Genomic DNA, 14633 nt, shown 5'->3' with positions numbered 1-14633 from the left:
GCTTACTACGGCTCGGTCAGGATCTGGAAACGGCATGGCATCATTCGCAGGCCGGTGAATCGCTGAAGAAGAGGATTCTGCGAACCGTCCTCGAAGAAATTGTTGTGGATGTGAGCAACGATCCGCCGGAAGTGACGATGACGCTGCATTGGTCCGGCGGCGTGCATACGCAACTGCGCGTCGCAAAGAACCGGACGGGACAGCATCGCTACCGCACCGATCGCACAGTGACGGACTTGCTGCCGGAACTGGCGCGGGTCTGTCGCGACAAAGACATCGCCGCGATTCTGAATCGACTGGGCCTGAAGACCGGCCGCGGGAAAACCTGGATCGCATCCCGCGTGGCTTCGCTGCGGAATCGTCTCGGCGTAGAGCCGTATTCGGCTGACGAAGATTCCGAGTACATGACGCTTCAGGATGCGGGCCGAACACTCGGCGTCAGCGCGGCTTCCGTGCGCCGCCTGATCGAGCAGAACCTGCTTCCGGCCAGGCAGGTTGTCGCCGGTGCACCATGGCTGATTCGCCGCGAAGATCTGCAGCTTGGGGACGTTCAGTCCGCCGTTCAGGCCATCCTGAGCGGCCGAAAGATCCCGCGTCGCGCGGCCGGCCAGACACAATTCCCGTTTAAGTAACAACTTCGCGAGGTGTGTATTATGAACCTGGATTCGGGGGACCAACAAAGAGTGCGTCCGTGTGACGCCGGACGAATTCACCGGCCGCCAGATCAAAGACTTGTTTGCGTCGTGGTGACGGATTGAAGTCCCAGTCAAAATCGTCAAGCAGCTTCTGATCACGAAACCGGGCCGATTGTGTGCGACGTTCCACCGCACGATCATGTCGTACGGACAGTTCATCCTGCACGATCAGTTCGAGGAATTCGGCATGAGTCAGTCGGTTGGACGTGGCCTCCTGCAGTCGGATGTCGAGACTCTGCACAACGCCGCTCAGTCGCAGTTGTTTCAGCGCTTCAGTGAGTGATGATTTCATCGGATTCGGTCCTTTCGGAATGCGGCGAGTGACTCCAGGGAGTAATCGCTCAGGGGTCGGATGACGGGATGTTCTGCGAGAAAATCGAACTGCTGCTGCGTCGTCCCGTCGTCACGCTTCAGCAGTTCACGAATCGTTTTCAGCCGGAAGGCTCCGCAGCTCAGAGCCTTATGGCAGGCCCTGTTTAAAGCCCGAGCGGGGCAATTTGAGGTATTCTGGCCCGCGGCATGAAGAAGTGCGAGAAGTATCAGCGTTCGCCGCGGCCAGTATAAAGCCGCGGAATCGTGTTTTTTCGCCAGCGCCTTGAGTCCGGCCAGCACGCGAACGCCTTCGATTCCCCGCGTCTGAACCATCGCTGCGGACCACTGCCGCGCGTCGTCACCGATCTTCGCAACTTCTTTCAGCAGTGCGTCGGTGCCGCGTTCGACGGCGGAGACACGCTTCTTCGGAATGTGATTCGGGTTCGTCGAGAAGCGTCCCGGTTCACACTTCGCATGCGCTGTGAGTTGTTCCCAGCGGTCGTTGAAGATGCGAACCAGTCGCGCGTCCCACCGCACCCACACACGACAGCCGACATACTCCGGCGGCATCGAATAATACGCTTTGGCGACTTCGATATGTCCGTCGCGACTGACCGACCGCCGGCCTTCATGAAACGCCGGAAACACATCTGTCGGCAGCGGAACTAACGCCGCTCTCTCAGCAACTTCGAACTGACTGCCGACCTGCTGTTTCGTGGTGCCGTGAATCCGCGTGTCGGCCACCCGCTGTTCCCAGTCGAGCAGGTGCGCGTTCTGCTCTTCCAGACTGCGAAACACGCGACCGGCCAGCGCGTTGTTCTTCACATACTTGATGCCCGATTCCACCTTGCCCTTGTGCTGTGGCGTGTACGGCTTCGTCGGCAGGAACACGGTTCCGTAGTGCTGTGCGAACGACTGCAGCTTCGGATGCACTTCGGGGTCATACCAGTCACCCTTCTTCACAGCCGCCTTGAGGTTGTCGATGATGAGCTTTCTCGGCACGCCGCCAAAGTAACGGAACGCGTTTTCCAGGACGCGAATGAAGTTCTCCGTGGACTGCTGATAAACGGCCTCGCTGTACGCGCTGCGTGAATGACTGAGCACCACTCGCAACACCCACGGCCGACGTCTCGTTGCGTCTGAGGTCTTGACATAAGCTGCCGTACCGAAATCAATCTGCGCTTCCTCGCCCGGCTCAACTTCCATCCGCCTCACAAGCTGCGGAGTCTTCTGCACAAGCCGCGCGACAAATCGCCGCACGCTGTGATACTTCGCGGCGAAGCCATATTCGTCGACGAGATCCTGGTAGATTCGCCGGGCCGTCAGTCCCTGCTCCAGCTTCTGCAGGATCAGCTCGCGATGACGCTCACACCGGCTGTCCGGACCGGTCGCCCGCTTCTGCGGTGAGTCCGTCTTCGGACCAGGCAAATCGGCCTCAGACCCGGGAGGCGCGTTTGGCGGGTTTTGAACCTGCCGCCGATATTTTGCGACGGTGCCCCGATCAACGTTAAGAACCGCAGCTATGTGACGATCCGAATAACCGCCCTCGATCAACGTAACGATGGAACTGACTGTAGCCATTGTGAGTTCGTTTGACACCCGGCATCTCCTTCAGCACGCAAATGCTGAAGCCTGGATGACAATCACGCCCTTCGCTCAAATGGCCGGTCTTAACGCGCCTCCGACTGGCAGGTTCTGGGCGCCTCCCGACAGCGTTCTGAAATCAACCGCATGGCAGAATCTCGCGGCGTCAAGAAGCTCAGCAATCTAAACGGCTGCAGCGGGTAGGCCCTGAAAAAAGTCTTGTTCATCAGCTCGCTGGTTGCCTTCTTACCGCTATTTACAATGCATGTCCTTGCTTGCTTCCTCTTCTCCTTCCTTGCTTCCTTGCTTGCTTGTCTGTCCTTGCTTGCCTGTCCTTGCTTGTCTGTCCTTGCTTGCTTGTCCCTTGCTTGCTTGTCCTTGCTTGCTCTCCTTGCTTGCTCTCCTTGTTCCTTCACCACGACTTCGACGCTGGCGTATCTGCACAACGATCTCAGCGTGCACTACATCGCGATCAAATACGGTCAGCGGGAAGGGCGGTCGAAAGTCCGTCACGTGAGGGATTCACTGCGAGCTCTGCAGATCATTGTCGAAGCAATCCTGCGCTGTAATCCCGTCAAAATGTTTCTGCTGCTGGCCACCCCCTTCGCTGTGCTGGCCCTGTGGTGCGGAATTGCCGCCGTTCTGTGGAAAAGTGCCGTCTGGTTTCTGTGTGCCGTTGTCGCCGCTTCCGCCGCTGCCCTGGTTCTGGGACTGGGGTTCCTGGCGGTTGCCGTCATGCCTCAGCGGCGAGTCTTTGACGACGTGCCGGGATCGCAGTCGCGCTCAGATACGAACAACAGCACGAAAGCCGGCGATCGGCCGCCCGACAGTCCACGCGGTGACGGCACAGTGATCCGCGACGGAGATACGCCGGATGCAGTCTGAATCACAGCCGGGCAGCGGCGGTGACCCGCTTCCGACAGGTGCGGACACCATGAGCCCTGCCATGCGCGACATGCAGGCGTATCCGCGCTATCTGTTCCGCTGCGTCCAGAGGTATCTGGGTGATCGCGTCTGGGAGATCGGAGTCGGTTACGGAACATACACGGCCATGCTGCGGGAGATTGATCGTCAGGTGCTGGCCACCGATATCGACCCGGCGTGTCTGGACGCCGTGCGGAATCGTTTCGTCGACGACGACGCCGTGCGCGCGGAAATCGTGGATCTCACCGACGAAGCCAGCGTCCGCGCAATCGCCGACTTCAGAGCCGATTCGATTGTGTGTTTCAATGTGCTGGAACACATCGAAGACGATATCGCTGCGCTGCGATGGATGAAGGACGCCGTCGCACCGCACGCGATGCTGGCGCTGATCGTGCCCGCTCACCAGTGGCTGTTTGGAAAGATGGATTCCGAAGCAGGACACTTCCGCCGCTACTCACGCCGACGCGCCGCCGAAGCACTGCGCGCCGCCGGCTGGATCGTTCATCGAACGCGTTATCTGAACATGACCGGAGCCGCCGGCTGGTGGTATCACAACCGATGTCGCAACGACGCCGGCCTGGCGGACGATTCCGTGAATCGCCAGATGCGGTCCGCCGACCGCTGGCTTCCCAGACTCGCGCGCGTCACCGATCCGCTGTTCGGTTTCATCACCGGCCTGTCCGTGATGGCAATCGGCAAGGCTCGCCCGGACTGACAACGCGCGCCGCGCATGCGACCTATCTCCCCGGACCGCCCGCAAGCAACCCCTCCCGGCCGACGGCCGAATGGGAGGGTTCGAACGAGCGAAGCAAGTTCGGGGGCGGGCAGACGGCGCGTTGATCGATCTGCGATGGCCGCACGTCGATTGCGCGTTCGGCCCGTTCTGCACTTCGCTCCGCCCGTGTGACTTCCTCCCGGAAGCGGCGCCGGTAAGGTGGCTTCCTGGAATGCCAGTCTCCGGAGGAGCCCGACTACGAACATCCCGCGTTCCCGGGCCTCAGTCGCCCGGAACTTCGCCGATCTGCCGCTGCCGTGAACGCCGCCCGACAATCGCAGCCGCCTGGAAAAGTAACGCGTACGTCGCGAACGCAACCAGCAGAATGGAAATTGTCCGGGTTGCTGCAACGAAAGCGCGGTACTCAAGAGGGCCGTTTGACCGAATCGCGGAAGCCAGTAGCACGATTGGCACACCAAGGAGCAATCCCCACAGGCCATATCTTAGTATCGGGCTGATGGTAACAACGCGCCGTTCATCCGGTGGAGTTCGCCGCAGCGAACGAATCCAGACCGCAAGCAGCAGCGGAAGTCCTATGGCCGAACTGCCATGCTGCGCAATCTTATAGGCGGGCATCTGAAGTCCGGCGATGCCTGCAGAAGAATTCAGCACGGGAAATACAACAGTCCCCCAGCGTCCTGCGTGCGTAAACGAATCCCAGAATACATGCGTCGCTGCTCCGATCAGAATGCAGACGCATGCCAGCACCAGTTGAGTCACAGAAACGTCCCGCGAATGCGACAGTGGCGGCTTCATTCTCGACTGCACACACGCCGGCAGCGCCGCCTGCAGCGGTCGCCGCATGATCAGTTCGAAGACAACGAAAGCCGCCAGTCCCAAAGGCAGGCACGTTGTGAACAGTCCGTGCAGGGAATGTGCTTCGGCGTACGAAAACAGGCCAACAAACATCGGCAGGTCCGGCACCATCGCGCCGACAGCCAGCGCGGAAAACGGCACTGTGCGAAAAACGCCAGCCAGCGGAACAACGGCGATGATGTGAGTGGGTGTAAACGGCATTCTGGTGTGTTGTATGCACTCAGTCTTGACAAAGATTCGAAATCGCCTGGAACACAGCTCCCAGCGGAGCGTTGACGACGAGATCGGCGATGGAATCAAGCGGCGTCTCGTCGCGGTTCAGAATCACCAGATGAGCGCCGGACTGCTTCGCGATGCGGGGAAGGCTGGCGGCGGGTTCCACAACCAGCGACGATCCCAGAGTCAGAAACAGATCGGCTTCGCGAGCCCAGCGCGCGGCAGCCTGCAGGACGTCCGCGGGCAGTGACTGTCCGAACGACACGGTCGCGTGTTTCAGACGGCCGCCACAGTCCGGGCAGTCAGGGACGCGGTCTTCCGCAAGAAACCTTTGAACCCACGAATCCGCCGCCTCCTGCCAGGCGCAGTCCAGACACGCGATCCGGCGCGCGGTGCCATGTAATTCCAGAACGTTCCGGCTGCCGGCTTGCTGGTGCAGGCCGTCGATGTTTTGGGTCACAATTCCGCGAAGTTTCTGAGCGGATTCCCAGGCAGCCAGCGTCTGATGAGTAATGTTCGGAACGGCAGCGGCAAAGTCGCGGTGAGCTTCCGCTTTCTGCTGCCAGTATTCGTAGCGAGCCTCAGCGCTGTGGCAGAATTCATCGAAGTACACGGTCCGGTGGCGGCTCCAGACACCGCCCGGTGATCGAAAATCGGGAATCCCGCTTTCCGTGCTGATACCGGCACCGGAAAACGCGACGGTCGAACGAGCTTCCGCGAGCCACCGGGAAATCAATTCCGCCGCTTCGACGATGTCATCATCGTTCAACCGCAGCGTCATCAATGCCATCCCGTTCGGACCATCAAAAATCCCCGCGGCTGACGGCCATCGCTGCGGCGAAGTTGCCGGACGCCAGATAGCTGACGGCCAGCAATCGGCGAGACGTACGATCCGGGCTGACAGCCTGACGCCGTTCGGCGCAGTGAACCGCGGCGTCGAACAGGCCGTCGCGCAGGTTTCTAAGGGCATCTTCGTGAAGGCGCTGAGCCTGCCGCCGAATCGCCAGCACCAGCGTCAGATCGCAGCGGCACCGCCGACACTCCGGGGATGCCGCCTGCTCGGCTCCGCACGTCGGACACCGCAGTGACTGAAGTTCGGCCGACACTGTGCTCATACGTCCTCAACGTAAAACAACAGGTCTTCCAGCCGCATCGTCAGATCGCTGACCGAGTCCTGGTCGCCGGCGGCAGCCGCCTGACGGATACCACTGATGAGTTCGCGAATTTCGTCGGCGTCCTCCGGAGCGGCTTGAGAAAGAAGTCGGCGAGCGTTCGCGATCAGGGCATCGGCCTCGTCGTCCGCCGCTTCTGAAGAATCAGCGGCTTTGGCGCTTTGTGCCGCTGAAGGTTGCGGAGCTGACAAGTCACCGAAAATCTCTGCCAGTTTCGTGCGCGCTCCATCACGATCGGAACCGCGAAATCGGCTCATCGCGTTATCCACGATCAGCCGCTTTTCAAGCCCGGTCTCGCGTTCGATGGCGGTTACGGTCAGGATTCCGTCCAGATTCAGATCAAAGCGGACAAGAATTTCACTGTTTTCCGCAGCATCTTCCCGAAGTCCTTCGAGGGAGAATTCACCGATCGATTCGTTGAAAGTCACGTCTTCGTGTTCTCCCTGCAGCACGGTAATGATCACCGATTTCTGACCTTCAGTACAGGTGTAATAGACTTCTGATCGTGTGGCGGGCAGGGCGGTATTGCGAGGAATCACCGCCGAGAACATCCGATCGGTCCACCGGCCGCGAAGTTCGCCCAGACAGCGGATGCCAAGTGTGTGCGGCGTGATGTCGACCAGAACCGTGCCCACGTCGACACCGGCAATGAGAGCTCCCTGCACCGAAGCACCCATCGCGACGCACAGATCAGGATCGATCTCCAAATGCGGATCGTGATCAAGCTGTTCCTTCAGCAGGCGGTGAACCATCGGCGTGCGGCTGCTGCCGCCCACCAGGATGACTCGATCGATCTCCGAGGCCGCCAGGCGGGCATCTTCCAGAGCGGCATCGACGCAATCGATCGTCTTCTTCAGCAGCGGCGCGATCATGTCTTCGTACTCGCGACGACCCAGTTCGATTTCCAGATGCAGCGGCTGACCGTCTTTTTCCGCGATGAATTCTTCCGTGACCGTCACGAATGCCTGATCGGACAGCCTGATCTTGGCAGCTTCCGCAGCCTGCAGCAGACGAGACTTCGCGACCGGGTTGGTCCGCAGGTCGATGCCGTGTTTCGACTGGAAGCCGTCGCAGATGTGATCCAGCAGCAGTTGGTCGAAATCGTCGCCGCCCAGATGCGTATCGCCGTGGCTGGACAGAACCTCAACCACCCCCTGTTCGATCTGCACGATGGAGACGTCGAACGTACCGCCGCCCAGGTCGTAAATCAGCAGACGCTCGTTTTTTTCTGAATGCGGCTCGTAGGTCAGCGTCGCGGCGGTGGGTTCGTTGATGATCCGGACGACTTCCAGTCCGGCCAGTTCGCCGGCTTCCCGGGTCGCCGTCCGCTGATTGTCGTTAAAGTAAGCAGGAACGGTGATGACGGCTTTCGACACCGTCTGACCCAGCCGCGATTCCGCCTGGTCCTTCAGCGTCCGCAGGATCATGGCGGAGATTTCCTGCGGTGAATAATCCCTGTCCGCCACCCGGACCTTTTCTTCCTTTCCCATCCGGCGCTTGATGGACTTCACGGTGCGTTCCGGAGCAATCAGCGCCTGGTTGCGTGCAGACTGACCGACGAGCAATTGACCGTCGCTGCCGAAGCCGACGACGGACGGAATCGTCGCCAGATTGCCCGAATCGCGAAGCACAACCGGTCTGCCGTCCTGAATGATGGCAATCGCGCTGTTTGTCGTTCCAAGGTCAATACCGACGATCGTTTCCATGGTGCGTCCTTTCAGTTGGGAGAACAGGAATTGGAAAACCTATGAGTCTGACGGAGCCGTATCCGGCGAATGCGCGTCCGCCGGTGAGGAATCCGTGGGTGAAGATTCCACCGGTGTGTCGAAATCGCCGTCGCGGACCTGCTCCGGCACATCCGGAGCCCGCTGGCGGCTGGCGACAGCCTTCACTTCCGCGAAACGGATGACCTGGTCACCGGCGACGTAGCCCGGTCGCAGAATCCGGACGACGGTTTCCGGTTCAAGTGCCGGATCTGTCACCAGTTCGACAACGGTCATCAGGTTTGGATCGACCCTGCCGCCGGGCTGATCGATTCGCGTGATCTGAAGTTCGGCCAGCGATTTTGACAGCCTGGATCGAAGCAGATCAAAGCCCTGAACAATCGCGTTCACGTTTTCGTGCAAGGACTGCCGCATCTCTTTGACGGCAAGGTCGGCAATCACGGCGTGCCATTTCCTGACGAGCAGCCGGCGCCACCACGGCAGCCGGCTGAATTCCCGGGCCAGGGAATTGCGGATCTGTTCGGGAGCGGCATCCAGCAGTCGATGTCGCGCTGCATCAAAGGCCAGGCTGGCACGCTGCAGACCTTCGTCCAGTCCGGCCAGCGCTTCGATCAGCGGTTTGGCGGCGCGCCGCGCGGCATCGCGTTCCTGTGCCTGAACGGACTGAAACGTGCGGCTGGCTGAATTGAGACCTTCCAGAGCGTGTTCAACGGTGGTTTCCAGTCCGCGGGTGCTTTTGGTCTGCAGCTTCAGTTCGTGCCGCATGGCGGTGAACGCTTCGACCAGTTGCAGCAACCCGGCTTCGGGAGCTTCCGAAGGCTGCGTTGAGTTCGCGGCGGTAAATCCGCGAAGATCCTCATCGGCGGCATCCCGCGGATCGGGCAGCGCAGCAATTTCGTCGGCCGTGTGGTTCAGCCATTCGCGAAACGCCCGCAGCGTTTCCTCAGTTTCCGTCCAGGTCGGCATCAGTCCTGTCCCAGCGACAACAACAGCCCGGTTGGCAGACGCTGACGCCGGACATCGGGCCGCCGTTCCTCCAAAAGTGAATCCAGCGTGCGAGTCACCCGAGCACCGAACAGCTGGTCCTTCAGTCGCTGCAGCGGATCACGCAATGCGTCGTAGGCCGATCGGATCTCAGCGAACTTCTGCGGGTCCTTCTCCGGAGGAAACTGCCGGACCAGTTGCAGGTAGCGACTACGCACCTGCGCGTCGTCGGCATCGTTGTTCAGGTCAAGTACGGTGTATGGGTCCAGCATCAGGAATCTCCTTTCCGGTCTTCCTTCGTCTGCATCAGACGTCGCATCGCGGTGACCAGGGAGTGCCCCTGAAGCATCGCTTCGGAAATCACTCGAAGCACTTCATCCGCAGGCAGGCCAAATTTTTCGCCGAGTTCTTCAAACGACTGCTGAATATCCGGCGGCATGTCACTGGAGGCGGCAGCAATGAATTCGTCGATGTCAGGTTTGCTGAACGGAGATGGGGGACGCGACAACCCGCCGGGGTCGCCCCTGCCCTCGAACGGCTCATACTCGTCGTCGAAGTCATCGTCATCGTCATCGTCATCGAAGTCGTCATCGTCATCGAACCGAAACGGTGTCCGGGCGGACCAGCGTTCCTGACGTTCCTTCAGTTCCGATATCGCCGCGCGAGCTTCTTCGAGCTGTGATTCTGACAGCGGCGGTCCGCCCCGTCTGTGAAGTTCGATGGCGTTCGTCAACAGCTCCAGAAGTTCGGACGGCTGGTTCATGAGGAAGCGGCAGTTGAAGTCTTCCATCGCCAGCCAATACGGGTAGTGCGGAGTTGCAGGGAACAGATCCAGGCCAAGCTCGTAAAAACCCCTCCGTCGCCAGCGCAGGCGAGGAATCTCGTTGATAAACGCGCACACGCTCCTGAGGTCTTTGTCTCGCCATTCGACGTCGTTTCCGGAATACAGCGCACGGATGAGCAGCCGTTCGTGAGTTGCCCTGCCGGTGTAATTCGCGTTCGTGGCGCGATACGAACAAAGCTGTTGCGACATTCGTCCGGCCGCTTCACTGGTCAGCGGCACAGCAATGGCCTCCTTGAACCGGTCATCAAAGATTCTCTTGAATTCCCGCGCAACGCGCATCCGGCCGCAGATGGCACTCATGTTCATCCAGATGGCCGTCGGGTCTTCAACCTGCGAGACGACCCTGTCCACGATGGCGTGGCCCTCTTCCGCATTTTTCGCCTTGAACCAGATCCCTGCGCGCAGCAGGTCGATTGTGTCCGATTCGATACCGGCCGGCGCGGAGGCTGCAGCTTCGTCAAGCGTCTGGTGGGCATCATCAAACTTCCGCTTGATGGCCGAGACGCGGACTTTTGTGATTTTTCGATTCCAATCGAGCACGGCACATTGCGGATCACGGGGTCGCAGGCGGCGAGCGTTCTCCACGTACGGCGCGGCGGAATCCGCGTCGTCCTTCGAAATGTAAAAGTTCGCCAGCCAGATCGCCGCCTCAAAGGAATTCGGATCCGCTTTCGCCAGTTTTCCAATGACGGTCGCGGCCTTGTCCAGTTTGTCGTTCGCCACGTGCCGCGCCGCGAGCTCCAGACAGGATTCCGAAAGCTGCGGAAAGGCTTCGATGCTGCGCGCATAGAAATACTCCGCGCGTTGGCTCAAGAAGGTTGACTCCTCCGAATCCCCGTCTTCGTCGAAGAAGAAGGCGGCACTTGAAGAGGCTCGCTGCCGCTCTTCGGCGGCATCCGACATCAGGCGGGCCAGCCGCAGAAAAATCAGCCCCTTTGCGACCCGACGGTCCTGCTCACTAAAAAACGCTCCCTTGTCAATGTCGTCGACATAGGCCAGCCAGCACTTTTCGACAGTTTCGAGGCCGTCCATGCATTGCGGGTGTTCGGTAAGCATCACCTTCGCGCGCGTCCAGTTGGGGTCAATTTCCGGTGCGATCCCACACGTCGCCAGGTCGTAAAGCAGCCGCGGTTTGTATTCCCGCACGGCTTTCTTCCAGACCATATCCGCGATCTGCCGCGGCAGTTGTTTCTGTTCCTCGCCGCACCGCCGAACCAGTGATTTCATGCGAGCGGCAAAGACGGCCCACTTTTCCCGCTGCCAGGCCGAAAGCAGGTCCTTCAGAAGAGAATCCACGCTATCGGTCCGCAGGTGCCTCCGCAGGCGGCTCAGGCGATCGGCCAGACCAGCATCATCCAGCCGCGCCTCAGCGCCACGTTCAGTGGAGGATGACGCATCGGCGACGGCGGCTCGCAGCGTCCCCGCGACACGGCGGGCCGGGCGAGTTTCGTCCAGCCGGTCCCAGTTCTTCGCGATGCGTTCGTCGTCTTTCTGATAGAACGCGGACAGGCCGCGCACAAACAGGCGCCAGTCGGCCAATGGCGATGCGCGCGGGATCTCGGTCAGCAGCTCCGCCGCGGCATCGTCTTCACCGCGTTCAACGGCGACCAGAGCCTCCCGGACCGCGATGACCTGAGCCCGGATGTCGCCGTGATCCGGAATGATGCTGCGTTCGTCCAGGATGGCCTTGTCAACCATTTCGATCAGCAGCTTCGGATCCCTGGTGAAAGTTGCGCTTGCGGAGCCGTCACGCTGACCAATCAGCACCTCCAGTCGGTTCAGCCGATCCGCCAGCCCCGGCGCGGGGGGCTTTAGCCGGGCCATTTCCGCCAGCACGGATTTGGCTTCTGAATTCTGTTTCAGCCGGTGCAACTGCTCAGCACGGCACAGATACGCCTCCTGCAGAATCGCACGGTTGCGGTCGCCGGATTCCAGCCGAAAGCAGCGTTTCGCTTCCTTGACGGCCTCTTTGACGTCGCCTTTTTCCAGAAGCCGCTGCACTCGCGCTGAATCGGGAGCGCCCTGTTGTTTGTTCCGGACGTGCTTTCTCGACATGCCTTCCTCCGTGAATTGAGCTGCTGCGCGCCAAATAAGGAGCCAGAACCGGCGCGAGACACGTGTTCTAACAAACGTTGCTGAAATCGCCAGCGGAGCCGACCAGCGTCCGTCATTCGGAGGCCTCTTCCATGGTTGCCCAGTCGACCAGTTCGATTTCCGCTTGCAGGATTCTGGTGAATGTTGTGCGTTTGCTGGTCAGCACGCCGCGGCCGCCGCGGGATGTCACCTGGTATTTCTGCTGGCCGAAGACGAGTTCCTTGTCGTTGCTGTTGACGGCTCGCAGGCAGTCGCTGGGCCGAGCCATCTGGACGACGCCCAGCAGCCGGTCGTCCGGTGCCAGCTTGATGCCCCGCACGCCCTTGCCGGCGTTGGTCAGCATCGGAACGTCGTCCAGAGAAAAGTGCAGCACGCGAGCGTTCGCGGAGGCAAAGAACACAGTCTCCGCGTCGGTGATCAACTGGCAGTAAACAACTTCGTCACCTTTTCGAAGTCTGCAGTACTTCCGGCCGCTTCTGGTGGACGGCGTGCGGAATCCGTGGAACGGCAGCGTCATCACCTGGCCCTGTTTCGTCGCGATCAGCAGCAGCGGACCCCACTCCGTCGAATCGTCCGGGACGGCTTCCACAAACCGGGGATCCGTGGTCAGCGCAGAAACTACGGAGGCTCCGTCGGCAAAGCGGGCGTGCTTCGCCAGCGGTTCGCCATAACCCGATGAGACCGGGATCTGATCGATCGGTACCGTAAAGGCGACTCCGTCAGAACTGAAGAATACGGCGTTGTCGAGCGTGCTGCCGGGAATCACCGCCAGGACACTGTCGCCTTCACGCACGCGAGTCTTGGCGACACTGGCCAGTTGGTTCACCCGCTTCACCCAGCCGTCCGCGGTGACGACGACATTCGTGTTTTCCCGAACGATGTATGCCTGCGGATCGAACTCGACAATTTCCTCCGACGACCCGAACTCACTGCGGCGCTTGTCACCGAACTGAGCGGCGACTTCCTCCAGTTCCGACCGAACCAGTTTCCACATTCCGGCTTTCGACTTCAGCAGCTTTTCGATTCGCGCGGCTTCGGCGCGCTTGTCGGCGAGTTCCTGGCGAATGTGGTCAATTTCCAGTTGTGAAATTTTATACAGCGCCAGTTCCAGCACGGCGTCGGTCTGCAACTCGTCCAGCGGAAACTTCGCCATCAGTTTTTCGGCGGCGTCCTTCTTGCCGCTGCTGGCGCGAATGATCTTCAGAGCCAGGTCCAGGCCGTCGAAGATAATCGCAAAGCCTTCCAGAATGTGAATGCGCTTGCGGAGCTGTTCCAACTGAAATTCCAGTCGCCGCCGCACCGTTTCAAAACGGAAATCCAGAAAGTGCTGCAGCAGGTCCTTCAGGCTCAGTACGCGCGGCACCAGAGTTCCGTGTTCATCGGGAACCAGGGCAGTCGCGTTGTAGCCGAAGTTGCTTTCCAGCGACGTGTGCTTATACAGATAGGCCACGACTGCTTCGGGATCGGCTCCCGCCTTGATCTCCAGGACGATCCGCAGTCCGTTTTCTTCGTTGGTTTCGTCGTTGACGCTCAGCAGTTGCGGAATTCTGCGGCCTTCGATCAGTTCACCGATTTCGGTAATCAGCGGTCCGGTCGAAACTCCGTAGGGCACGGAATACACAATCAGCCGCGTCTTGATTTCCCTGCGGCCTTCGGTGTCGAACCGCCATTCACCGCGCGACTTGATGGAGCCGCGCCCGGTTTCGTAAGCACTCTTCAGTTCGGCGCGGTCCGTGACGATTCTTGCTCCCAGCGGAAAATCGGGCCCCTTGACGTATTTCATCAACTGAGCAACGGTGGAATCCGGCTTGTCGATCAGCTGCACGCAGGCTCTGGTCACTTCCACCAGATTGTGCGGCGGAATGCTTGTCGCCATGCCGACAGCAATCCCCTGCGACCCGTTAACCAGCAGCGCCGGAAACCGAGCCGGCAGCACAGACGGTTCCATGTCGGCCGCATCGTACGTCGGCCGCATGTCAACGGTTCGGTACCGCAGCTCGTTCATGAGCTGCTCCGACAGCGCCGACAGTTTCGCTTCGGTATAGCGGTCAGCGGCGGGACGCAGACCCATGATGGAACCGAAGTTTCCCTGCCCGATCACCAGCGGATACCGCAGCGAAAAGTCCTGCGCCATGCGGACCAGCGTTTCATAGACGGCGATCGTTCCGTGAGGATGAAACGAACCGGTCGTATCGCCGCAGATCTTCGCGCATTTGCGAGTCTTCGCGTCGGCGGTCAGCCGCAGCCGGTCGAACATCACGTACAGGATTCGCCGCTGAACGGGCTTCAGGCCGTCACGGACATCCGGCAGGGCGCGCGATGTAATGACTGACAGCGCGTAGTTCAGATATCGCCGGCGCGTTTCGATGCTGATCGGCACAAACTCAACGTTGCCGGCTTCCTCCAGTGCGTCGACTTGAGAGAACAGGTTCTGACCATTGTTATTCGACGAAGACTTCCTGCGAGCCAACTGGGGGATCCTTCACAAATCTC

Annotated in this window: 13 protein-coding genes; 3 read left to right on the top strand and 10 right to left on the bottom strand. The window is 60.2% G+C overall.

Annotated elements, in window-relative coordinates; all coding sequences use genetic code 11:
- Positions 1-632, top strand: a 632-nt coding sequence (locus tag R3C19_25860; GenBank protein MEZ6063789.1) for a helix-turn-helix domain-containing protein, incomplete at its 5' end; no start/stop codon positions are given.
- 19 nt (positions 633-651) lie between these two features.
- Here the strand turns inward: R3C19_25860 and R3C19_25855 are convergent.
- Together R3C19_25855 and istA are read right to left on the bottom strand one after the other, a co-directional pair.
- Entirely contained in the window at positions 652-987 is a 336-nt protein-coding gene (locus tag R3C19_25855) for an ATP-binding protein (GenBank protein ID MEZ6063788.1), read from the bottom strand.
- Positions 984-2606 (bottom strand): IS21 family transposase, encoded by a 1623-nt coding sequence (gene istA / locus R3C19_25850; protein ID MEZ6063787.1) that lies wholly within the window; start codon positions 2604-2606, stop codon positions 984-986. The genes R3C19_25855 and istA overlap by 4 nt, the downstream gene beginning before the upstream one ends.
- Positions 2607-3047: 441 nt before the next feature.
- On the opposite strand from istA, the gene R3C19_25845 reads away from it, so the two are divergent.
- Both R3C19_25845 and R3C19_25840 read left to right on the top strand, forming a co-directional pair.
- Entirely contained in the window at positions 3048-3476 is a 429-nt protein-coding gene (locus tag R3C19_25845) for a hypothetical protein (protein MEZ6063786.1), read from the top strand.
- Entirely contained in the window at positions 3466-4230 is a 765-nt protein-coding gene (locus tag R3C19_25840) for a class I SAM-dependent methyltransferase (GenBank protein MEZ6063785.1), read from the top strand. The genes R3C19_25845 and R3C19_25840 overlap by 11 nt, the downstream gene beginning before the upstream one ends.
- A 282-nt stretch (positions 4231-4512) precedes the next feature.
- Here the strand turns inward: R3C19_25840 and R3C19_25835 are convergent, their stop codons facing one another.
- From R3C19_25835 to R3C19_25800, 8 genes are all read right to left on the bottom strand, one after another.
- Complete coding sequence (locus tag R3C19_25835; GenBank protein MEZ6063784.1) at positions 4513-5307, bottom strand: DUF4184 family protein; 795 nt, start codon at positions 5305-5307, stop codon at positions 4513-4515.
- Positions 5308-5326: 19 nt separating this feature from the next.
- The gene (locus R3C19_25830; protein ID MEZ6063783.1) at positions 5327-6103 is read right to left on the bottom strand and encodes a Sir2 family NAD-dependent protein deacetylase; all 777 of its coding nucleotides are present in this window, start codon (positions 6101-6103) and stop codon (positions 5327-5329) included.
- Between the two features lie 22 nt (positions 6104-6125).
- Positions 6126-6437, bottom strand: coding sequence for a hypothetical protein (locus R3C19_25825; protein MEZ6063782.1), 312 nt, complete (start codon positions 6435-6437; stop codon positions 6126-6128).
- Positions 6434-8200 carry an Hsp70 family protein gene (locus tag R3C19_25820; protein MEZ6063781.1) on the bottom strand — a complete coding sequence of 589 codons (1767 nt, stop codon included), beginning with the start codon at positions 8198-8200 and terminating at the stop codon, positions 6434-6436. The genes R3C19_25825 and R3C19_25820 overlap by 4 nt, the downstream gene beginning before the upstream one ends.
- A 39-nt stretch (positions 8201-8239) precedes the next feature.
- Positions 8240-9184 (bottom strand): nucleotide exchange factor GrpE, encoded by a 945-nt coding sequence (gene grpE, locus R3C19_25815; GenBank protein ID MEZ6063780.1) that lies wholly within the window; start codon positions 9182-9184, stop codon positions 8240-8242.
- Positions 9184-9474 (bottom strand): J domain-containing protein, encoded by a 291-nt coding sequence (locus R3C19_25810; GenBank protein ID MEZ6063779.1) that lies wholly within the window; start codon positions 9472-9474, stop codon positions 9184-9186. The genes grpE and R3C19_25810 overlap by 1 nt, the downstream gene beginning before the upstream one ends.
- On the bottom strand, positions 9474-12101 hold the full coding sequence (locus R3C19_25805) for a hypothetical protein (GenBank protein MEZ6063778.1): 2628 nt from the start codon (positions 12099-12101) through the stop codon (positions 9474-9476). The genes R3C19_25810 and R3C19_25805 overlap by 1 nt, the downstream gene beginning before the upstream one ends.
- 112 nt (positions 12102-12213) lie before the next feature.
- Positions 12214-14610 carry a DNA topoisomerase (ATP-hydrolyzing) gene (locus tag R3C19_25800; protein MEZ6063777.1) on the bottom strand — a complete coding sequence of 799 codons (2397 nt, stop codon included), beginning with the start codon at positions 14608-14610 and terminating at the stop codon, positions 12214-12216.
- Between the last annotated feature and the right edge of the window lie 23 nt (positions 14611-14633).

It is taken from the genome of Planctomycetaceae bacterium (assembly GCA_041398785.1).
In the GTDB taxonomy this organism is placed as follows: Bacteria; Planctomycetota; Planctomycetia; order Planctomycetales; family Planctomycetaceae; genus JAWKUA01.
Note: the sequence above shows the minus strand (reverse complement) of the source record. Positions and strands in the feature narration are given on the sequence as shown.